Origin of the sequence: Vibrio harveyi (genome assembly GCF_030060435.1) — a bacterium.
GTDB lineage: Bacteria > Pseudomonadota > Gammaproteobacteria > Enterobacterales > Vibrionaceae > Vibrio > Vibrio harveyi.
Map to the genome: position 1 here is coordinate 226,429 of NZ_CP125876.1, position 19,924 is coordinate 246,352.

The window sequence follows — 19,924 nt, forward strand, 5'->3', positions numbered from 1 at the left end:
GTTTGACGCAGCAATCGGGTCAATGACACGCTCCCAAAGGGCGAGCTGCCTTGGCTTGTATACTTTGTTGCCGATTCTTGATTTAGAATGACTAGATCTTTAAATCGCCGCCGCGTCTACAAACCAAGTCATTCTCGCTGAACCTAGCATCTCGACGTTACTTGGGTATACTCACGCCACCGTTGTTGTTCAAAGCCTTATAGTGAATAAAAGTAGCATGGTCGCTGAATGCAGAGGCGTCACTAAAAAGTGGTGGGCACTTAATAAAACTTCCTTAACTTGAGAACCGTCGACTCAACATCTCGAAGCTTACGTAAACGAACGCTGAGAAAGCTCTGATTGATACCCACCGTTTCAGTGGCTAAGCGCTGGCTTTTTCCTTCGACTAAGTGCATTCGAAGTGCTTTTATTAATACTGTTGAGCGAATTTTAGTAAGCTGAATCAATAACATCAGTTGTTCTTCTGAAACTTGACCTCTTCTAAGTGCCATCACCTTTTCTCCTTGAGCGCAGAGTTTAAATTGCCTTATGAATAGTCAAACTTTTTAATTTCGGTATTGGCGTAAGAACTCGCCAAAACCAAGATCCCCGGTCCAAAAATTAATCGCGTGTTCAACGCCTTGGCTGGTGTAGGTTGCCCCACTGATTCCATCGACAGAGTAAGCGTCTTGTGTATTGCGCCCTTCCTGTACGATACGAATCGATGGATGACCATGGTCGAATAAAGGCTTGTCTTTGAACTGCTTTGTCCAGTTAGCGTTATCGGTAATCTCCGCCCCTAATCCTGCGCTCTCCCCATGTTTGTAAAACGACAGACTCGCAATGTGGTAGTTGTCGCTATAGAGGGCTAAGTAGCCATAAATCAAACCAAACTTACCTTCACCACGGATTGGCAAAACAATTCGAGAGACTTGCCCGTTATCATCTTTAATCAAATACACAGGCAACCTATTTTCACGCATTTTAATCCCAGCAAGATCATCACGAGAAGAAAGCTTTACTGCATTACTTGGGTCGATGGGAAATGCAGAGAATGACTCGTCTACACTCATGGAGGCATCGCGATATTCACCGCTATCAAGATCGACGGCTTCAACCGATACATATTGCTCCATCAATTTCTTCATCGGCATACGCTTGTCCATTAACCCTGCCGATTCCGCGAGGGTAAGACGCTGATCCAACTGCGTCAATTTAGGTGGCTCTTTCTTTGCTTGCTCGGGTTCAGAACAACCACTCAAACTAAACAACGCTGCTGCGACCAGCGCCAAACCTATTCGTACTTTCATTGAGCCACCTTATTTCAGCTTACGAGGCACCACTTGCGCGATCACTTTGAAGTCACCTTGATTGGTGTTTACTGCCATCGTCAGGTACTCACCAAGTTCTAATTCACGCTTTGGGCCAAACATCATGAAATGGTGTGTATTTGGCGTAAGCGCGAGTTTTTTATGTGCAGGAATAGTGATGCTTTTCACCATAAACATTTTGCGCTTACCCGCTTCATACTTCGTCCCGTGTAGCATGGTCTTGTCGAATTCATCCACTTTGAAGCCATTGATGACTAAAGCTTCATCTGAGTTATTGTGAATGGTCATTTTCGAACCCGTTCCTTTTGCACCACTGGCTAACTGAAAGATGACTGGTGATTCAATTTGTACTTTTTCTTGTAAGTTTTCAGTCGCCCAAGCAGAAGACATCATGGCAAAGACAGTAATCAGAGCGGTCAAAAACGGGCGAAATTTTGTAAGTGACATTTGGTTGATTCCTAAAATGATTAAAGTTGAGAGATGACCTTGTCCAGATCCATACTCGCTGAATAGCCGATGTGCATGTCCACCAGCTTTCCATCGCGATTAATGAGGTAAGTTGTGGGTGTCACCCCAATAGAGAAACGTTCTTTAGTGATGCCCAATTGATCTTTCACCATAGGAAATGAAAACCCATACTTGGTGGCGTATTCATTTAAGTCGACCTCGTAGTCATCAATGTTAATCGCTATCACTGCGACTTCATCGCTTCGACGTGCATATACGTCTTGCCATTTCTTCATCATGGCAATGCACGCTCCGCAGGTGGAAGACCAAAATTCCAGAACAATTTTCTTACCTTGATAGCTTTCAAGGCTTACCGTTTGTTGCGCCGCATTCATTGCAGCAATATCAGGACTCGGTTGCCCGATTTGTGCTTTTTGGTCTTTACAACCAAATAGCGCAAGCATGGCTAACAGCGCGATCACGTAGCGGCGTTTATGCCACATCTAACACCTCCTCTCCGATGTACTTGCCGTGTTGGAGGCGGATGATTCGGTCCGTGTACTGACCTAAGCTTGGGTTGTGGGTGACCATAATGATGGTTCGGTTTTGTGCATGGAGTTTTTGGAAAATATCGAGGACGATTTTTTCGTTCTCCTCGTCCAAGTTACCAGTGGGTTCGTCAGCAAACAGGATCGGGCTTTCATTCACAATCGCGCGAGCGATGCATACACGCTGCTGCTCACCACCAGAAAGCTGACTCGGCAAGTGTTCAAAGCGGTGCCCTAGCCCTACTTGTTCTAACACTCGCTTTGCTGCTTCTTCATCGGGCACACTATGGTAATGCTGCGCAAGCATCACGTTCTCCAGAGCAGTGAGATAAGGAATGAGATGAAACTGCTGGAAGACCAGACCGATTTTCTCTGCTCGAAATGCTCGTCGCCCTTCTTCATCTAGGCTGTCCGCTTCCTCACCATCGAGGAACACCTTGCCTGAGGTCGGATTGTCCAAACAGCTGAGGATATTCATTAAGGTCGTTTTACCTGAGCCCGACGCGCCCATAATGGCAACAAACTCCCCTTTCTTGACCTCAATATTGATATCGTCCAATGCATGAACTTGGTCAAAAACCTTGCATAAGCCTTCGGTCTTAATAGCGTAATCTGACATGGTTAATCTCCTTTGAGCACTTTAGCCGGATCGATACGAATGGCTCTGATGGTTGGAAGCGTTGCAGCCACTAAAGCCGCAGCGAAAGAAAGTAAGCTAGTAATAACCAGCACAGGGAAACGTAAATCAATGGTGGCGTTAAACACCGAGTGTCCAAGAAATTGCGCTAACACATAGCCGATTAGCAACCCTGCAATAACTGCAGCAAAGGTAATGGCAAGAGTTTCAACAACAATCTGACGAGTAATGGATTGATTGGATGCGCCCAAAGACTTTTGTAGTGCGAACTCATAACGTCGCTCAGAAATCATCGACGTCATGGTTGTATTCACGCATAAGGTAGACAACACTAAAATGACCAAAGCGACGATGCCCATTAACAGCTTAATCTTATTGAGTACTTTACCTTCCGATGCTGACACCTTTCGGATAGGACGAACAAGCAAGTCTGGGTACTGCTGCTTCAAAGTCGATTCAAACTGCCCTACCTGACCTTTATCATTCGTTAGACTGAACATGGCAAAATTGATTTCATCCCCTTTGTTCAACCATTTTTGTACGAACGGTAGGTTTACAATTAGGTAGTTATCTTCATCCGAACCTGACTCAATGATGCCCTTAATCTTGAACGTATAACGGTCACTTTTGTTGTAGACCGTCAGGTCAGAGCCAACTTTGAGTTCTAATTTCTCTGCCAGTTTCTTTCCGATCATGACATTCCGATCATCAAAAGAGACACCAATCCATCGACCTTCCACTTGCCAATAAGGAACCAGTTTTTTCAACTGCGAAAAGTCGATACCCATTAAGACAATTTTCTCTAGCTCGGCTTGTACCATGCCGTACAGATATGGGCTGGAAGCAATTAAACTGTCTTTAGGTGCCTCAGCTTTGATCTGTTGGTATTGCTTTGTCGTTAATGTCGCTGTCGCGTCCGGTCCTACAAAAAAGTTCGCTCCGTAGTTTCGTAGCTCATGACTCATCTTCTGGTTAATGTCGAAGTAGACCCCTGCCATTGCAGTAATGATTGCCGCGCCAACCGTCAACGCCATAAACACCACGAGAACACGTTGCGCACGTAATCTCAATGAACGCCAAACTAAGGTAAGCAGCATAGAGGAAGATTTATTTGCGGCCATACAACACCTCAATTGGGTAGAGAGAAGCAATTCTGCGTGAAGGGAAGTAAGTACCTAACACTGTAATTAGGGTTGAGATAAACAGCACCACTGGAACGATGATCCAATCAAAAGAGATGGATGAACCAAACAGTGCATAACCAACCACTTTGGATAGTCCCCACCCGGCAAGGCAACCAAGTAAGCCGCCCAACACGCCACAAATCATCGATTCAGAATAGAACAACGCATACACTTGCCAGTTGTGAGCACCAAGGGACTTCATCAAACCAATCTCTTTGGCTCGCTGCAATATCGCATTGGTCATTAATGAGGCGATCCCCATCGCAGAAGCGATCAAGGCGGCAAATGTCACAACAAATAATAAGCTTTGGATCTTATGAATCACCATGCCTTCTGAAGCGGCAACCTGCCACAAAGGCTTCACCATTGCGTTATTCATCGCGCCTTCTAATTGGAAAGAGATTGAGGAGACAAACGCCGTGCAGAACCAAAGGTCATATTCATCCGAATCGAGCGATTCCAAATCTTCACGTGCTTTTTTTGATAGTGCGTTTTCCGGCACCGTCAATGCTGAGACTTTTACCGATTGTACTCGTCCTTCCAAACCCAGTAGTTTCTGCCCAAGGTTCAGCGGCAGTAACACTGCGTTCTCATCCGTCGTGCCATTTTCCAGTAAGCCCGTTATCGTTACCGACAATGTGCGGTTTTCGATGCCGCGCAACTCAAGCTTGTCGCCAGATTTAAGACCCAGTTTTTGCGCCAATGACTGCCCTACCAAGGCTTGAGTTTTTTCATCATCTGGCCATTGACCATCGACATGCCAATACGTCGAGATGGTTTTATTACCCGTTCGGTATTTGCCATCGTCAGAAACAGGCAGATTCTTATCAAAAAAAGTACCGATAATATTGACGGTTTTATCGAACTCAGGCGCTTTAACTTGCCCACGTACAAATGGAGCAAAACCAATAATGTTATTGCGCCAAAAGATGTCCATGATGTTGGGCAGTTCACTCTCTGCAAGTAAGTCTTCTTTTTCCAACTTGTTGACGTTCTTCGCCAAAATATCTGGCAGCTTTACTTGTCCTTCAGGAGATATTTCAATGTTGGCACCATAGCTTTTCATCTCCATCGACATCTTGTTACCGATATTGATTGAAATAGCCAGCAGCGCTGAGATTAGGCTCGCCGCGAGAAAAACCGTAACGACAGCGAGTAATTTTCGGTTGGTATCATGTCGCCATGACTGACGAAGCATTCTGATTAACATGATTACTCTCCTAACGGATTTAGCGGTTCAACGTCCGCGTATTTCCATGGATCATCACGGAAGGCGTCATAAGATTGCTCAGAGGTAAAGAAGTAGGTCTTTCCTGAGAATGAATAACTGTGCTCAGCCTCCATATTGCTGATCTTCTCGCCATTGACTGGATCTGTCGCCATGACTTCCACCACGTCACTAAAATATTTCAGACCGCTTTCTAGGGTTGACTTCGAAATTATGATTTCATGATTCGCGACGGTCCATTTAGGAATAGGGATTGGGTTACACCCACCAGGCTTACCAATCGAAGGAATAAAGATATGTACGCCACACGCCAAGCACACCACTTGATCGCCAACTTGCGCGTACCCTGCATCACCACACAGCATGCAAGCATCAAAGACAACGCCAAACTTCTCTTCACCAGCAAAACGATCAATGATGAAAAAGCGCACCACTTTGCCATCGCTTGCTACCCATTCAAATCGGTGCAGTTTTCCATCGATTAATTGCTCAGAGATAGGGACATGGACAGCGCCATCGGCTGCCACTTCAATACGTTGCGCTTCTGAACGACGAATCGGTTGAGAAGCGACAAGATCCCAGAAAAGCAGTGCAACCAGAATCGTAGCGATAGTCGCAATATTAAAACGCACTTTACGTTGAGCTGAATTCAAAGCCGCTTGATGTTTGCGTCGTTCAATCGCGGATTCAGCTTGCTTCACCTGCTCTTGTAGTGGTCGAGTTTGAGTAACGAAAAAGACAGTCACACAAATAGAAACTAATGCCAGTACGGCGTAAGACAGAATCCAAGAGAAGTTGGTGACTTTAGATACGTAAGACAGTAAACCTTTATCGAGACCAAGAATCCCTAGCTTCATGCACGCCAGAATAATCTCACCAGAGAGGGGCAATGCTGCCAGCACTAACAACAGTAAACAAAGTGTATTACGAGCCATCTTGGATAGGGATTTGGTCGTCAAAGAGACCGCGATCTTGATTAGTGCAATCAAGACAAATCCTAGGACCACAGAACTGATGTTTAAAATCAGCTCTGTGTTAATAACGTTGGTTGTGCTCAACATCGTGAGCTTGGCTTCTTTTGCCCAAACAAAACTGCATAGAAAGACCGTTACGCTTTGCAGGCACACCAATAAGGTCGAAGGCAATCGCCATATGGCACCAAGTAAAGCCGACAGGAAGATAACGCCAAGATAAACACTGTTAATAATAAGTACATTCACTTGGCTAAATGGCAGTAGATGAAACAGTGCAGAACCAAAGAGCACCGCAAGCACAAACCACCCAATCTGGTGTTTATACAAAGCGTTAGATTGCGCAGCCCACAGCACACCAAATAGCATCGCTGGGAGCAAAAAAACGAGTAAGACGTGAGAAAGATAGAAGCTCATATTTACCACTGACCATTCATGCACAGTGCATCAGACAGATAAGTCACTCAAAAAACCAGAACAACCAGACCACAAACTGCGGTCTGGTTGTTACGCAAGGAAGGTTACTTAATGCCTACGTACTTAAACTTGTATTGAGCATCAAATGGTTTGAACCAACGACCAACGCCAGTTTCTTCATCCGTATGACGTAGCAAACCCGCTTTTGACGGTGGATCGATGTGGAATGTAAGCTCGTAGTTACCCACACCTAACATGTTGATGTTTGAGCCGTAGTGAGGACCATCTGCTGCCACCATCGGCATGAAGGTCCCCTCTTGCACTTTACCGGTATCGACGTTTTTCAACGTGTAGTTAATGGTTAGGTAAGGGATCCACTCACCCGCACCAAAGCCGTTTTTGTTACCAGCAAGAGCATGGATGTCTGCCTCTAAGTGCACTTCCGATTTAGAAGCTGCACGCATCATACCTTGAGGCTCCATCGTAACGGGCTTAAGGTAAACAGCAGCAATCTCCATACCATTCATTTCAAGAGGTTCACCAGCTGGGTGCTCAACGAAAGGTAGATCATTTGCCATAGCCATACCTGATAGAGCTGAAGCAGCCACTGCGGTAGCGATGAGTTTTTTATTCAACATAGCAATGTCCTTTACTTACTTGATTTTACAAAGATTTTTTCATGTTTAACAACGAGCTTGCTGAGCAAGATCTCGCTTACTTCTTGCTTTCATTACGATGAGCGCAAAGACTGCTGCCACGATAAGCGCCAGTTGAGGCAGCAAAGTTTCCATGTATGGGTAAATGCCCAACGGAGCAAACTCTGGCGCGCCTGAAATTAATGTCGGTTGGAATAACTTGCCTTCAATCAGCTCTAGGACACCTTTACCCGCAAAGACAAACGCCATCAGATACATGAATCCGCCAGTAAAGATGAAGAAAGGTTTCAGAGGGAGCTTGACCACGCTATAGCGCATGACAAAGAAGATCATCGCGAGCAGTAGCACGCCAATAGCGAATCCAGCAATCAGGGCGACCATGGTTTGAGAATTGGTATCGGCCGCCAAAGCAAAGTAGAACAAGACCGTCTCTGCACCTTCACGGTAAACCGCTAGGAAGCTCGCCAGCCATAAACCAAAGAGAGAACCTGTGGTGATCGACGTGGCAAGTTTGCTTTCGAGGTAGCGCTTCCATTGAGCGGCTTCAACTTTGGAAAGCAGCCAGTAACTCATAGAGAACAGCACGACAACAGCAATCAACATGGTGATGCCTTCAAGCAGCTCTCGACTTGCGCCAGAGTTTTCAAATAGCCACTGGAACAATACCGCGGTGATCGCACTGGCAATCAGACCAACAACGACCGAATTTTTGACAACATGTAGCTTGTCAGAGGCATCGTTTTTGATCAGGTAAGCGGTAATGGCGGCAACGATAAGCAGCGCCTCCAATCCTTCACGGAAAATAATGGTGAAGCTCGCGATCAACATCGCCCACCAACTCAAGTTGCCTTCAGATAGATTGCCTGCTGCATCCATCAAGCCTACTTCTAGCTTTTGCACTTGCTGATCAATATCAGCCTGAGCTTGATTTGCCTTTAGCATACTGACAATACGGGTGAAGTAGCCTTCAAGTTCTGATTTGAATGCGCTATCTCTTGACCCCACCGCATTTTCCATACCTGATGCTTCAAAATGATCGAAGTAAGCGTCTTGTACCGCAAGAATAGCCGCCGTTTTGTCACCATGTTTATAGCTATCAATAGCGCCATCAATCGCAGTCATGATATCGCTGACGACTGGGTTCCAATCATGTGCAGCAACTGCTGTATCGGCGTTCTTCGCAGTATCAGGAACTTGGAAATCGCGTGTCGCTGGCAGACCTGGTAATTCGTCTTTCAACCCTTGAACCAAGGTCGACAACTCATACCCAAATCGGATCAGGTTTTGTTGATTAAAAGGTTGCTTGGTGATTTTGGCAATAGAGCGGAACGCCGCGTTGTATTCTGCCGAACGCTCTGCAGATCGATGTAACCGAATAGCGATTTCCAGCTCGGTATTTTTGTACCCTTTGAACTGCGCTTGTTGCACTAAATCGAATGCACGCTGTTGTTTTTCTGCTGCGCTTTCTGGTTGTTCGCCAGATTCACGATATTCAGTCAAAGCCGCATTGAGCTGGGTGTCGATGCTTGTGACCGCTTCACGCCAAAACGGCAAGATATCCTCGGTATGTAGATTGGTGTTTTCAGCTTTAAGTTGGTGACCTGACGCCAAGATCTCCGGCAGACCCAGAATTTCTTTTTTCAACCAATTGATTTCCGTATCCACTTCATCAACTGGTTTTCCCGCAACGATTAACTTGCGAATGTCACCAAACTTCGCCTCTAGTTGATACGCGTATTGCTGCGAGTAATTAATTCGTACCGGACCTTCTAGGCTTTCAAACACCTCGAAATACGCCATTTGTACTGTTGTTTTTGCTTGGTCTTTATCGCCTTGTTCATAAAGCTGAGATGCTTTATCTAAGCGCTGCGCAATGTCGTTGACCGCACTGTCATAGTCAATCGCAAAGGCAAAAGAGGAATAAATAGAGACAAGTAACACCAAGAGTGTTGAGAACGTCGTTTTCTTTACCGCCAACATAGTTCGTCCACAAAACATGAATATTTCGTGAACGCTATTGCAAATTATTATCATTTACAATGAGTAAAATTTGCTGGGTGAAAACAACCATGAAGCACGTATAAGTGATAAGAAGCTATCGCCTCAAATGTAAGGCTATGATTTTGTGGAGATATTTGCGTTACAGGATTTTTTAGTATTCATCTGGATAATAAATACGACAAAATCGACAAAACTTAAGTTTTCACTTCTGATGACAGGATATCATCCTGTTGTGAACTGTTTTCATCCGAATAAAAGTGCATATAAAACGAAAGTTCACAGCCCAATAAAAGTAAAAATGTAGAAATAAAGTCTGTATACCCAAGTGACTTCAAGATGCAGGACGAAGAAGATGGGCTCGAATAACTGGCAAAAGGAAAATACCCACGACACAAGCCATGGGTATTTCATTTTCCGGTTTGATTACATCACACACTCTTTGGCGGCTTGTGCTTTTTCGATGCCTTCTTCAATCAAAGATTTGGTTTCTTCACTACCGATCGATGACATTACTTTATCCATCACCTTATCCACCGTCGACTCTGAAGACGCTTCCACCAAACAAGCGTATGCATTGGCAATATGCTCTTTTGCTTCAATCAAGGCTTGTGGATCACTGAAATCTACATTCATCGCTTCCTCTACAGATGCAGCTAACTCTTCTGCAGATTCAGCAGCATCACCAAACTGATCGAGATTGAATGCATCTTCTACCGATTCCATCTGCTCTTGAACCGTATCAATCGCTTTGTTTGCTGCTTCTTGTGCTTGGTCAATGGCTTTGCTTGCGTCATCACAGCCAGCCAGCGCCACTGCCAATACCATTATTGAGATTGTCTTTTTCATGTTTGTTCTTCTAACAAGTAAATCGCTCATCATCACAATACGTGATAAGCCAATAGATTTTAATTCAAGAGTTGTAAGAAGAGGAAACAGAAATACTTGAAAGCCCTAAAAACAAAAGCCGCTAAAACGAGCGGCTTTTGTTTTTATATTAACTTAACTGTTTAACCAACGGCTAAGCTATTCTACCGTGGCTAATCGCCATCATTTCATCATACGACCGTTGTAACGCATCAAATGTCCACTCGAAGTACACTCTTCGCTCCATCAGTGGCGCAATTTGATCGGCATAAAATGATTCAATAGTAAGATCAGAGTACTCAACTTGTAGGCTATCGCCGTCCGTCCCCCAATCTTCGTATTCACGATTACCAATGAGATCATAAAGATTGTTACTTAAGAAGCTGTATATCACTAAGAATGATTTTACTGCATCTTCAGAAAAGTTAAGCATGCCGGCAATCTGCGCCACGTCATACGACTTTTCTTTATCACCTTGGTTAATATCAAGCCTTACCAATTGGGTCTCCCACGTTGCCAATTCACCGTGGGAGTCCAAGACATGTTGATTCAGGGCTTCAAACACCTGAAAAAAGTCTTGGATCATTGCAATGTATTTGTCAGACATAACGTCCCTTATTGTATTTGGTGAACGGACGATCTTCGCCGCCGTATTGTTGCTCACCCTAGCCAGTGGTTGTTAAAACGTAGACTACAAGTTGCAGCATTGCATACTGCCTCTGTAATCTTATTGTCATTTTTGAGTGATTAGTCAACTAATAGCGAAGGGTCGTCAATGCCCATGTAATCACACAATTCACGCTTAATGCGGTGGAAGTCTTGGATTGAAACGAAGTAGTCGGCGTAATCAGTTTTGCCTTCAATACCAATATGAATCGATGTAAAAGTCTCAATTGCCGCGGTAATTTCAATGAAATCATTCGCAAGCGAGAACGTCACAACATGATCCATATTTAGGTAACGCCCTGACTCGATTTTTAATGCCTTCGCCATGATGATTTCCTACAGCCTAAAAGTAATAATGAAATTCGGTAACTGGACAACAGACCGATGAACAGCCACACAGTGACTGAAATTCTGCGCCAAGATTGACGTGAGACTATCATAAGCGCTCGCCTTCAAAATTAGAGCCAAACCGCACTTTCACTTGGATTTACTTACAAATGAAACATTTACCAAAAATCTGACCGCAAATTCACAAACAAGGTAAAAAGCGCGTGTATTTCACAAAATATACAAACAAAAAGACCGCTGAATTAGCGGTCTTAAGAGCGTTCATAGGACAAGAGCATTAGATGTTGATTTGGTACATCGCGAAATAAGTATCCGCTTGGATAACATGCTTTTGGTTATGCTGTTTCAGCGCTTCAACAGCGTTTACAAATGGGTCATCTCCTGCAAATGCTTCCGCTAACTTAGAGTATCGCTTAGAAGACGAGAACAACACATGCGCCAGTTCTTCTGCACTGACTTCTAACTCTACTGTCTCTTTATAAACGTTGACCGCTTGAAACCCTTCACAATCACTGAAGTTGATAGCATGGTCATAGTTGGATTCAACCAAGTCCATCTCGATACCAAGCTGCTCAAGAGATTTTTCTAGCAGCACTTCAAAATCATAAACCACGACATGTGCTTTAGGCTGGCAAACACGCTGTAGCTCTGCCAATAAAGCCGTTGATTTTGCATAAGAGAGCGAGCCAGCAAACGTCACCACATCCACGCTACTGTCTGAAAGAGGTACGTGTTCACCGTCACCAACATGATATTCAATACCTACTGATGGTTTGGCTTGTTCAATCATTGATGTGCTCGGGTCAACCCCATGAACCTGCTGACAGAACTTAGCCAAAGCAAACGTCGATACGCCCGTGCCGCAGCCGATATCCAACCCCAATTGAAACTGAGGTAACTCTTCCAAATTGGCTTGCAAAATCACTTGATGCAGTGGAGGACGATAAGCCGCGTAGTGCTTAGAAATGGCTTGGTTGTATTCTTCGCTCACTGATGTTCTCCCAAAAAACTGTCGATATTAACTAATCGTATAGTGTTGGATATTACTGCCACTCAAAAGCAAAAAGCCACTCAATTGAGTGGCTCTATCTCACAACTTTAAATCCTTAGCGATTTTGTACTAAACGCAGCAAGAAACCGACCTATAGCTTAGGCTCCGCTTCAAACTGTTTAAGCTCATCAGTAATCTCATTCCATGGCGCTTTCGAACCGACAAAAATGTGGAAACTCGGTTTGTCGGCAGGGATATCGTCAAGGATACCTAAACGAACATTCACAATACCGTTGTTCTTTTTCGAATAGAGGCTAGATCCGCAATGACGGCAGAATGAGAGTTCGGTATTTGCGCTCTTCTGATAGGTTTGGATATGCTCTTCACCTTCGATAACTATCAGCTTGTCGAGTGCAACACCTCCCGCCGATGAATAATCAGAACCCGTAAACTTGCGGCATTCAGAACAATGACAATTGCCCATGTATTTGAATTCATCCGCAACTTCGATTTTTACCTTGCCACACAGACATGAACCTTTGAGTACTTCCATTTTTTAGTCCTTCTCTTATTGGAATTACGGTAACCATGCCAGTCCCATACAACGAAATAAAGATAAGTAAGTCAGGTTTGCAAAAATGGAACGACAAATTGGAAGTAAAGAAACAGAAACAAAAAAGCCGAGCATGACGCTCGGCTTTCTCAATTTTGTTCGGTCAATTTAGAACACGCAGTGCTTAGCAAAGCCAGTCGCTTCGTTGGCTGTCCAATCACCTTTTGGCTTCTCTTTTAAATCTTCACACCACTGCTCGCTACCGATGCCATCTTGCAGAACGCAGTGCTTTGCAAAATCTACTGCGTTATCAGCGGTCCACTCTGTTTTAGACTTGTCACGCATGTCTTTACACCAAGCTTCTGTGCCCACTTCGTCAGTACATGCGGTAAGCGCTGTTGCCGCTAGCAGTAGCATTACCAATTTTTTCATAAATTCAGGTTCCACTTTCAATTGATGAATGGACTATACCCAAAATATCAGCGCAAGTGTTAAGACTCAGACAATTTATCGACGTTCACTCTGTAAAAGACGTGAAATTCGGCGAAATCAACCTAACTGTATCAATAAGCGAGTAAATATTAGCCGTTGAGCTAAAGACGACGAGCTTGGGTCAATGCTTGGAGATTTACAGAGCCGGTACCAAAGCACGCTAAACGCAGCTCTAATGCCATTTGTTCAAAGTGATCGACAACAGACTGTGTGCTGATTGTTGCGGCTTTTAATACCGCACCAGCTTGCCCAACTAGATTGGCACCCAGATGTATCGCCTTCGCGGCTTCTAAGCCGTTATGCACGCCGCCAGACGCAATTAAAGGTAAGTCAGGGTATTGAGCGTGAATTTGCTCTAAACACTTAGCCGTTGGAATGCCCCAGTCACGAAACAACTCAGCTGCGCGCTGCACCTTATTGTCGGTCCGACAGTAACCTTCGACCGCTGACCAACTTGTACCACCAGCGCCTGCAACATCAATCGCATCCACGCCCACTTCGACAAGTTGTTTCGCCACTGCGCCACTGATGCCAAAACCCACCTCTTTGATGATCATCGGGACATCAATGCGCTGTTTTAGCTGCTCAATCGATTTAAGCACACCAATCCAATCATGGTCGCCATTCTGTTGAAAAGCTTCTTGCATAGGGTTGAGATGCACAAATAAAGCGTCCGCTTGGATAAAGTCGACCGCACGTTGGGCGTTGTCGAGACGTTGTTTGTCTCTCAGTTGAGCGGCACCCAGGTTGGAATACAAAGGCACGCTCTTGGCGAGATCACGAATGGTTTTACCCAGACCTGAATGTAGGCTGTCTTCTAGGCTCACTCGCTGTGAGCCAACCCCCATCGCAATGCCCATTTCACTAGCCGCTTCTGCCAAACGACAGTTGATGATTTCTGCGTCTTTTGCGCCGCCAGTCATCGAACTGATCAAAAACGGCAACGCCAATGAATGACCAAGAAACTCGCTCGAAAGATCGATGGTGTTAAAGTCACATTCAGGCAATGCGCAATGCTCAAATTCGACAGACTCAAAGCCCGCCGTTTTGCTTTTCATGTTCATGTCATGATGTAAAACAGCGTCTAGATGTAAGTCTTTTCGATTAGATTGCGGAGCCATAATGTCACCCTAAAGTAAAACAGTCGCGCAGTATTGCGATCCTTGTCATTTACGTCAATGCGAAAATTCGGAAATTGAACAATTTATTTGCCGAATCGAGCCTTGTGGGCTCTGGTCTTATGACTAAGAAATCATATTAAGGAGCAGCGTTTAAAACACTGCGCCTCACTGCTCTATTAAGCTTGGGTAACGATTAACAATGTTGCCACTCCGATGTGCCAAGAGTGGCAGTTCTATACGCCATTTGCGCTATTGAGTCTCGACTGATTGAATAAGTGCCACCACAGTGCTGGTTGTAGGCGGTTTGAACTGGTCTGGATCATCACAGAATTGAATTTTGCCTTTCTCTTCAACATGGAAAAGCGGAATCATCAAATTGTCTTTGTGGTGATCAAGGTAATGTTGGTAGGTGAAACTCTCGCTTAGCTTGGTGTGTTTGATTTCTGCCCCTTGGCTCAACAAACTTGCCATTTGGGTGTAACTGACGTTGCCACCCATCAGCAATTTGCCGTGATACTCTTCGGCAACCGAGTGTTTTTCATTGCCGTTAGATTTGGTTTTCTGCAGGCAATGTACTTTATCTTCGCCGAACTCGCCGACAAATTGCATACACGCCATGATATTGAAGTGTTGGTCTGGCGTCAGTGCCACCACTTGTCCAATACCAATCAGGTTCAGGTTATCATCCGCATGGCTAGAGATCGGGTTACCGTAGTAATGGTCTAAGCCCAACATGCGAACTTGGCTGATGTAATCCCAGTTAGAATCGGTGAGCAGAACTTTGCGATCGTATCTCGCCAGTGCTTTTCCTATCTCTTGCGCCACTCGGTTTGCGCCAATCAATAGAAAGCCTCTCGGTGCTGGCTCAGCCACGCCCAACACTTTAGCCATAGGGCGAGCCGTAGCACTTTGTAGTACCACGGTGCCGATGATCACCATGAAGGTCATTGGCACCAACAGCATGGCTTCTGAAATGCCATATTCTGTCAGCTTGATAGCAAACAGAGACGAGATGGATGCTGCAACAATACCGCGCGGTGCAACCCAAGAGAGGAACAGCTTATCCTTGAGGGTTAAGTTACTGCGAATAGTTGAAGCGAAAATCGAAAGTGGACGCGATACCAACTGCATGAAAACAAACAACATTATCGCACCACTGCCAAGCGCGGCAAAGTCATCAAGACTGATTCGAGCCGCTAAGAAGATGAACAACCCGGTGATCAACAAGATGGTTAAGTGCTCTTTAAAGTGCAGGATCTGCTGAATGTTGATGCCCTTTGCATTTGCTAACCACATGCCCATCACGGTAACCGTCAATAGCCCTGCTTCCGATTCCATTTGGTTAGAAATCGAGAACACACCGAGCACCACCATCAAAACCGCAAATGGCTGAAGGTATTCCGGCAACCAAGCTCGGCGCAAAACGGTAGATACCGCAGCACCGGAGGCAACACCAAGAATCAAACCCACCGCAATGATGGTACCGAACACTTCGACACTGTTAACGGCATTGTGCGAGACAATAAACTCGTACACCATCACTACAAACAGCGCGCCTAATGGGTCAATGAGAATGCCTTCCCAACGCAGAATATTGGCGAGTTTGGAGCTTGGGCGCACGGTCCTTAGCAATGGTACGATCACCGTTGGACCAGTAACGACGGTTAAACTGGCGAATAAAATCGCAAGCTCCCAAGTAAAGTTAAGGAAATAGTGCGTCGCCACACTGGTTGCCACCCAAGAGATGATTGCGCCGACAGACACGATGCTCCACACCGAACCGCTCACGCCACGGATCTCTTTAAAGTTAAGGGTTAAACTGCCCTCAAATAGAATCACCGCCACAGCGAGGGAAACTAAGGGGAAGAGTAAATCCCCGAGAATGTCATCTGGATTGAGCCATTGTAGAATCGGACCAACAATGATCCCTGCTAATAGCAAGAACAGAATAGCAGGTAAGCGCATTCGCCACGCCAACCATTGACAACCTAAACCGATAACCCCAATCGCCGACAGCACCAGCGCTTCGTTACCCACTTGCATTTATCATCACCTAATTTGGTATTGTTATGGTGAGCTTTCGCCCAAAACCAATTAACTCTATAAAAAAGATTAGTTTAGTGTGAATGCTCCGCCAGTTTTCGTTCAAATATGCGACTCTCCCTCAAAATTCTCGGTCTGTGTTGTATACCCAAGTAACCTCGAGATGCTCGGTTCAGCGAGAATGACTGGGTTTGTAGACGCGGCGGCGATTTAAAGGTCTAGCGGGTCTAAATCAAGAACCGACAACAAAGTATACAAGCCCAGTCAACTCGCCCTTTGGGAGCGTGTCATTGACCCGATTGCTGCGTCAAACAACTTGGAAAGAGCGGGCTATTACGCTACGTTGTTTTCCTTGCTTGCTTTCGGTAAAAACAGAGAATCAATGACAACGCTCTGAATCCTGCATCTTGAAGTCACTTGGGTATATATCCCGTTAGCTTGCCACGCAGTGAACTAAACTTAGCTAAGTTGCTCAAAGTTAAGGGTTCTCAAACAAGGAAGGGAGTGCAGCAGTTGTTAATCTCATTGGCGGTCATCTTGGCGGTTTGTGCCATAGTCATCACATGGAAAGCAGTTGGTCGAATATCAAGGCTCGAAGACGAAGTGTCTCTGCTTCATAAAGAACTGACAGAGCTGCGTGCGCGTTGGTTTGAGGGAGATACATCAGCGACTCCACAGCCTGAGCATAAGGTTACTGCAACACTGCATGCGTCAACACCATCAGACAGTCCCGTACCACCTAATGCTCCGAAGCTTAAATCAGATCCAGAGCCAATAACTGCGTCTCTAGCCGCCAAAGAAGTGCCACAACCGATTGTTGAGCCGAGCCTCCCGTCACTCGACGAAGTGCACATTGGTGGTTTAGCCCATAGCAGTGAATCCGTTTTTGAGAAGCAAGCCAATAAACTGCTGACCAACATCCAAGAAAATTGGTTGGTTTGGGTTGGCGCACTCGCCATGTTGATTGGTGGCGGTTATCTCGTGCAAGTGATTGGCAGTCATATCGAGTTCTCACCAATCATGCGCGTGACCATCGCATTCTCAATCTCCCTTGCTACCGTGATAGCAGGTGAGTGGTTCCATCGCCGTGAGCAAAAATCCTCAGACCGAGCAGAACGAGCGAAAGGTTTTACTTACGTGCCTGCTGCCATTACCGGAACAGGGTTAACAGGGATTTACTGCACGGTGATCTTTGCGTTTGTCTTCTATCAACTATTATCGCCCAGTGCATCGCTGCTGATCTTAGCGGGCGCCGCATTTTCGAGCTTAGCTCTCTCCCTGCGCCAGGGACCTTTAATGGCTGTACTTGGTTTGATCGGCGGCTACTCCGCGCCCCTGTGGATTGGCGGCGCAGAGCCCAACTATTACTTGCTCGCGGGCTATATCACTGCGATTTCAGTTGCAGCGACTTTGTTAATGCAAAAGATCCGACACGCTTGGATTTCACCATCGATGACCGTGCCGCATGTTTTGTGGATGCTTCTGCTGATCGAAAGCATACCAATAGAGCAACTATTCTCTTGGCTTACGCTCTTCCTTTCACTCAGTTTGTACCTGTTGTTTGTCGTACCAAGAATGGGCTGGATGCTCAAACCGCGTTACCGTCATTGCCAAGGTAAGTGGACACATCCGCCAACAGGCATTGCTCTGGCTGTCACGTTGTTAATGCTGTCGGCATTGGCTCGCATGTCTAGCGTTGATACCGCAGAGATGGTTTACTTCTATGTGTTCTTTATTGCCATGATTTGGCTACCAGCCGTTCGAAAGGCTTGGTCGTTAAGAATCTTTTTACCATCAATTTTGGTGGCTTCTACCGCAATCATGCTGCTTTCTATCGCGCTTGAGTCTATCTATATGGCAGAGGGGCAAACACCAGTATTGGTTGCGCTTGGTGTCAGTATTGCGTTGATTGCACTGCGAACATTATTCCAGACCCTAGCAGGTGATCACTCACGGCTGACGGGTATCCTCTTCCTTGTTCTTGCCCCAGCAATGACATTGATTACCCTGCTCTACGCGTACGAGTTTATGAGTCGTCATGTTTTTGCTTGGACACTCTTCACCGCCGTGATTGCGGTTTATTACGCCTTACTCGGACAGAAATTCAAAGCTCTGGCGCTGGAGTGTTCAGCTATCATGCACGCCATCATTGCAGGAACGGCTTTTGTTTGGCTCAATGACACATGGCTTACGACTGCCATTTCGATTCAAGTGGCAGTTATGGCATTACAAACTCAAGCCAACTTGTTCCGCCCTGCAAGTTGGGCAGTGAAAGTTACCATGGGGATCTTGGTCGTGCGTCTGACTTTGCTACCATTCATTCCAGAGTGGCAACCCGTTAATGCAGGACACTGGGCTTGGGTATTGATCAGTTACTTGCCGTCTTTGGCGATTCTTGCTTACGCTCGTACTGTATTACATCACTCAGATACAGAACTCGCCAATTGGTTTGAAGGTGCATTTTTACACGTGTTCTTGATGGCAGTGTTCACTCAGACCAACTACTGGCTGACGGGGCAATACGGCTACCTTGGCTACGTCGATTTCACTTCTGCCATTGTGTTTGCCAACCAAGCATTAGTGATGGGATTGGTTTACAGCTATCGCAGCAAGTTCGCGCAACAATTAGAACGTGTTTATCAAGCTTACAGCTACCTACTTTGGGGCGTCTTTGTTGTGTTGGTGTTGCTACTCAATAGCCTTGAATCACCGTTGATGGTCAATAATGTTTCCGCTGAGTCCGTGCCTGTGTTCAACATGCTATCAGTCGGCTGGCTACTGCCTGCAATTATTTTGCTAGTAACTACTTACAAACACTGGAACACACTGCAAATCCCACGCCCTATTGTTGCTAGCTTTGGTCTTATCTTAACGGCAGCTTGGCTAGGTATGTCGATCCGCCAATTCTGGCAGCCTATCTCGATGACGCTAGCTCAACCAACGGGTATGGCTGAGCTGTTTACCTACTCGATTGCTGGTTTGATTGTCGGCGGCTTACTCACTTGGGTAGGCGCAACACGTAAAGCGATGACGATTCAACGCATTGGTTTGGCAGTGTTGGCGTGCGTCGCGCTTAAGGTGTTCTTGTGGGATGTAAGCTCACTAGATGGCTTCTGGCGAGCGGTTAGCTTCTTGGGGTTAGGGGCGTCACTGATTGGACTTGGGTGGTTGTTCCAAAAACTCCATCGTTCGGTTGCAGGACCTGTTGAGCAAGCAGAATAGAGTTTGAACTTAGACAGAGATTCCCGACGTCGCTCCTTCGTCGCTCTCGGGAATGACCCAGAAAAGTATTGAGCGGTTGACGAATTCTAAAGCGGAATACGTGCCTAATGATCGTCATTCCAGAACTGAGGAACGAAGTGTCTGGAATCTCTCTTTTAATCGCGAACTAGAAAGACGATTCCCAACTCTTTTCTGGTTTTTGAAACCACATATAGAATCGAGAAG

19 protein-coding genes are annotated in these 19,924 nt (G+C 45.6%); 1 reads left to right on the forward strand and 18 read right to left on the reverse strand.

Features of this window, described 5'->3' with window-relative positions; translation table 11 throughout:
* Positions 1 to 260: 260 nt before the first annotated feature.
* The 18 genes from QMY49_RS17500 to QMY49_RS17585 all read right to left on the reverse strand — a co-directional run bounded on the left by QMY49_RS17500 (position 261) and on the right by QMY49_RS17585 (position 16,477).
* Positions 261 to 491 (reverse strand): PapB/FocB family fimbrial expression transcriptional regulator, encoded by a 231-nt coding sequence (locus QMY49_RS17500; protein WP_009699420.1) that lies wholly within the window; start codon positions 489 to 491, stop codon positions 261 to 263.
* 54 nt (positions 492 to 545) lie between these two features.
* Entirely contained in the window at positions 546 to 1,289 is a 744-nt protein-coding gene (nqrC, locus tag QMY49_RS17505) for an NADH:ubiquinone reductase (Na(+)-transporting) subunit C (RefSeq protein ID WP_009696933.1), read from the reverse strand.
* 9 nt (positions 1,290 to 1,298) lie between these two features.
* Positions 1,299 to 1,757 (reverse strand): copper chaperone PCu(A)C, encoded by a 459-nt coding sequence (locus tag QMY49_RS17510; protein WP_017188593.1) that lies wholly within the window; start codon positions 1,755 to 1,757, stop codon positions 1,299 to 1,301.
* Positions 1,758 to 1,777: 20 nt separating this feature from the next.
* Positions 1,778 to 2,260, reverse strand: coding sequence for a TlpA family protein disulfide reductase (locus QMY49_RS17515; protein WP_009696931.1), 483 nt, complete (start codon positions 2,258 to 2,260; stop codon positions 1,778 to 1,780).
* Complete coding sequence (locus QMY49_RS17520; RefSeq protein ID WP_017188592.1) at positions 2,250 to 2,924, reverse strand: ABC transporter ATP-binding protein; 675 nt, start codon at positions 2,922 to 2,924, stop codon at positions 2,250 to 2,252. The genes QMY49_RS17515 and QMY49_RS17520 overlap by 11 nt, the downstream gene beginning before the upstream one ends.
* Positions 2,925 to 2,926: 2 nt before the next feature.
* Complete coding sequence (locus QMY49_RS17525; RefSeq protein ID WP_017188591.1) at positions 2,927 to 4,063, reverse strand: ABC transporter permease; 1,137 nt, start codon at positions 4,061 to 4,063, stop codon at positions 2,927 to 2,929.
* On the reverse strand, positions 4,050 to 5,336 hold the full coding sequence (locus QMY49_RS17530; protein ID WP_009696928.1) for an ABC transporter permease: 1,287 nt from the start codon (positions 5,334 to 5,336) through the stop codon (positions 4,050 to 4,052). The genes QMY49_RS17525 and QMY49_RS17530 overlap by 14 nt, the downstream gene beginning before the upstream one ends.
* A gap of 2 nt (positions 5,337 to 5,338) precedes the next feature.
* Positions 5,339 to 6,742 carry a Fe-S-containing protein gene (locus QMY49_RS17535; protein ID WP_283315745.1) on the reverse strand — a complete coding sequence of 468 codons (1,404 nt, stop codon included), beginning with the start codon at positions 6,740 to 6,742 and terminating at the stop codon, positions 5,339 to 5,341.
* 104 nt (positions 6,743 to 6,846) lie between these two features.
* Positions 6,847 to 7,380, reverse strand: coding sequence for an iron transporter (locus QMY49_RS17540; protein ID WP_017188589.1), 534 nt, complete (start codon positions 7,378 to 7,380; stop codon positions 6,847 to 6,849).
* Positions 7,381 to 7,425: 45 nt separating this feature from the next.
* A complete protein-coding gene (locus QMY49_RS17545) occupies positions 7,426 to 9,396 on the reverse strand; it encodes an FTR1 family iron permease (protein WP_283315749.1) in 1,971 nt (656 codons plus the stop codon).
* 426 nt (positions 9,397 to 9,822) lie between these two features.
* On the reverse strand, positions 9,823 to 10,245 hold the full coding sequence (locus QMY49_RS17550; RefSeq protein ID WP_005448633.1) for a hypothetical protein: 423 nt from the start codon (positions 10,243 to 10,245) through the stop codon (positions 9,823 to 9,825).
* 172 nt (positions 10,246 to 10,417) lie between these two features.
* Positions 10,418 to 10,870, reverse strand: a complete 453-nt coding sequence (locus tag QMY49_RS17555; protein WP_005445358.1) for a hypothetical protein — start codon at positions 10,868 to 10,870, stop codon at positions 10,418 to 10,420.
* 140 nt (positions 10,871 to 11,010) lie between these two features.
* Positions 11,011 to 11,256 carry a hypothetical protein gene (locus tag QMY49_RS17560; RefSeq protein ID WP_017188587.1) on the reverse strand — a complete coding sequence of 82 codons (246 nt, stop codon included), beginning with the start codon at positions 11,254 to 11,256 and terminating at the stop codon, positions 11,011 to 11,013.
* A 298-nt stretch (positions 11,257 to 11,554) separates the two neighbouring features.
* A complete protein-coding gene (locus QMY49_RS17565) occupies positions 11,555 to 12,268 on the reverse strand; it encodes a class I SAM-dependent methyltransferase (protein ID WP_050934140.1) in 714 nt (237 codons plus the stop codon).
* Between the two features lie 151 nt (positions 12,269 to 12,419).
* Positions 12,420 to 12,821, reverse strand: coding sequence for a GFA family protein (locus QMY49_RS17570; protein ID WP_009696921.1), 402 nt, complete (start codon positions 12,819 to 12,821; stop codon positions 12,420 to 12,422).
* A 168-nt stretch (positions 12,822 to 12,989) separates the two neighbouring features.
* Positions 12,990 to 13,253, reverse strand: a complete 264-nt coding sequence (locus QMY49_RS17575; protein WP_005445362.1) for a DUF3012 domain-containing protein — start codon at positions 13,251 to 13,253, stop codon at positions 12,990 to 12,992.
* 161 nt (positions 13,254 to 13,414) lie between these two features.
* On the reverse strand, positions 13,415 to 14,434 hold the full coding sequence (fni, locus tag QMY49_RS17580) for a type 2 isopentenyl-diphosphate Delta-isomerase (protein ID WP_101960119.1): 1,020 nt from the start codon (positions 14,432 to 14,434) through the stop codon (positions 13,415 to 13,417).
* A gap of 249 nt (positions 14,435 to 14,683) precedes the next feature.
* A complete protein-coding gene (locus QMY49_RS17585; RefSeq protein ID WP_283315756.1) occupies positions 14,684 to 16,477 on the reverse strand; it encodes a cation:proton antiporter in 1,794 nt (597 codons plus the stop codon).
* Positions 16,478 to 16,981: 504 nt separating this feature from the next.
* Here QMY49_RS17585 and QMY49_RS17590 point away from each other — a divergent pair.
* Positions 16,982 to 19,699 carry a DUF2339 domain-containing protein gene (locus QMY49_RS17590; protein WP_283315757.1) on the forward strand — a complete coding sequence of 906 codons (2,718 nt, stop codon included), beginning with the start codon at positions 16,982 to 16,984 and terminating at the stop codon, positions 19,697 to 19,699.
* Positions 19,700 to 19,924 lie beyond the last annotated feature (225 nt).

What these genes read in the sequence shown, in the direction of transcription:
- QMY49_RS17500 (WP_009699420.1), bottom strand. Translation starts at nt 491, where the DNA reads ATGGCACTTAGAAGAGGTCAAGTTTCAGAAGAACAACTGATGTTATTG.
- QMY49_RS17525 (WP_017188591.1), bottom strand. Translation starts at nt 4,063, where the DNA reads ATGGCCGCAAATAAATCTTCCTCTATGCTGCTTACCTTAGTTTGGCGT.
- QMY49_RS17575 (WP_005445362.1), bottom strand. Translation starts at nt 13,253, where the DNA reads ATGAAAAAATTGGTAATGCTACTGCTAGCGGCAACAGCGCTTACCGCA.
- fni (WP_101960119.1), bottom strand. Translation starts at nt 14,434, where the DNA reads ATGGCTCCGCAATCTAATCGAAAAGACTTACATCTAGACGCTGTTTTA.
- QMY49_RS17540 (WP_017188589.1), bottom strand. Translation starts at nt 7,380, where the DNA reads ATGTTGAATAAAAAACTCATCGCTACCGCAGTGGCTGCTTCAGCTCTA.
- QMY49_RS17585 (WP_283315756.1), bottom strand. Translation starts at nt 16,477, where the DNA reads ATGCAAGTGGGTAACGAAGCGCTGGTGCTGTCGGCGATTGGGGTTATC.
- QMY49_RS17535 (WP_283315745.1), bottom strand. Translation starts at nt 6,742, where the DNA reads ATGAGCTTCTATCTTTCTCACGTCTTACTCGTTTTTTTGCTCCCAGCG.
- QMY49_RS17545 (WP_283315749.1), bottom strand. Translation starts at nt 9,396, where the DNA reads ATGTTTTGTGGACGAACTATGTTGGCGGTAAAGAAAACGACGTTCTCA.
- QMY49_RS17555 (WP_005445358.1), bottom strand. Translation starts at nt 10,870, where the DNA reads ATGTCTGACAAATACATTGCAATGATCCAAGACTTTTTTCAGGTGTTT.
- QMY49_RS17520 (WP_017188592.1), bottom strand. Translation starts at nt 2,924, where the DNA reads ATGTCAGATTACGCTATTAAGACCGAAGGCTTATGCAAGGTTTTTGAC.
- QMY49_RS17515 (WP_009696931.1), bottom strand. Translation starts at nt 2,260, where the DNA reads ATGTGGCATAAACGCCGCTACGTGATCGCGCTGTTAGCCATGCTTGCG.
- QMY49_RS17550 (WP_005448633.1), bottom strand. Translation starts at nt 10,245, where the DNA reads ATGAAAAAGACAATCTCAATAATGGTATTGGCAGTGGCGCTGGCTGGC.
- QMY49_RS17560 (WP_017188587.1), bottom strand. Translation starts at nt 11,256, where the DNA reads ATGGCGAAGGCATTAAAAATCGAGTCAGGGCGTTACCTAAATATGGAT.
- QMY49_RS17510 (WP_017188593.1), bottom strand. Translation starts at nt 1,757, where the DNA reads ATGTCACTTACAAAATTTCGCCCGTTTTTGACCGCTCTGATTACTGTC.
- QMY49_RS17570 (WP_009696921.1), bottom strand. Translation starts at nt 12,821, where the DNA reads ATGGAAGTACTCAAAGGTTCATGTCTGTGTGGCAAGGTAAAAATCGAA.
- nqrC (WP_009696933.1), bottom strand. Translation starts at nt 1,289, where the DNA reads ATGAAAGTACGAATAGGTTTGGCGCTGGTCGCAGCAGCGTTGTTTAGT.
- QMY49_RS17530 (WP_009696928.1), bottom strand. Translation starts at nt 5,336, where the DNA reads ATGTTAATCAGAATGCTTCGTCAGTCATGGCGACATGATACCAACCGA.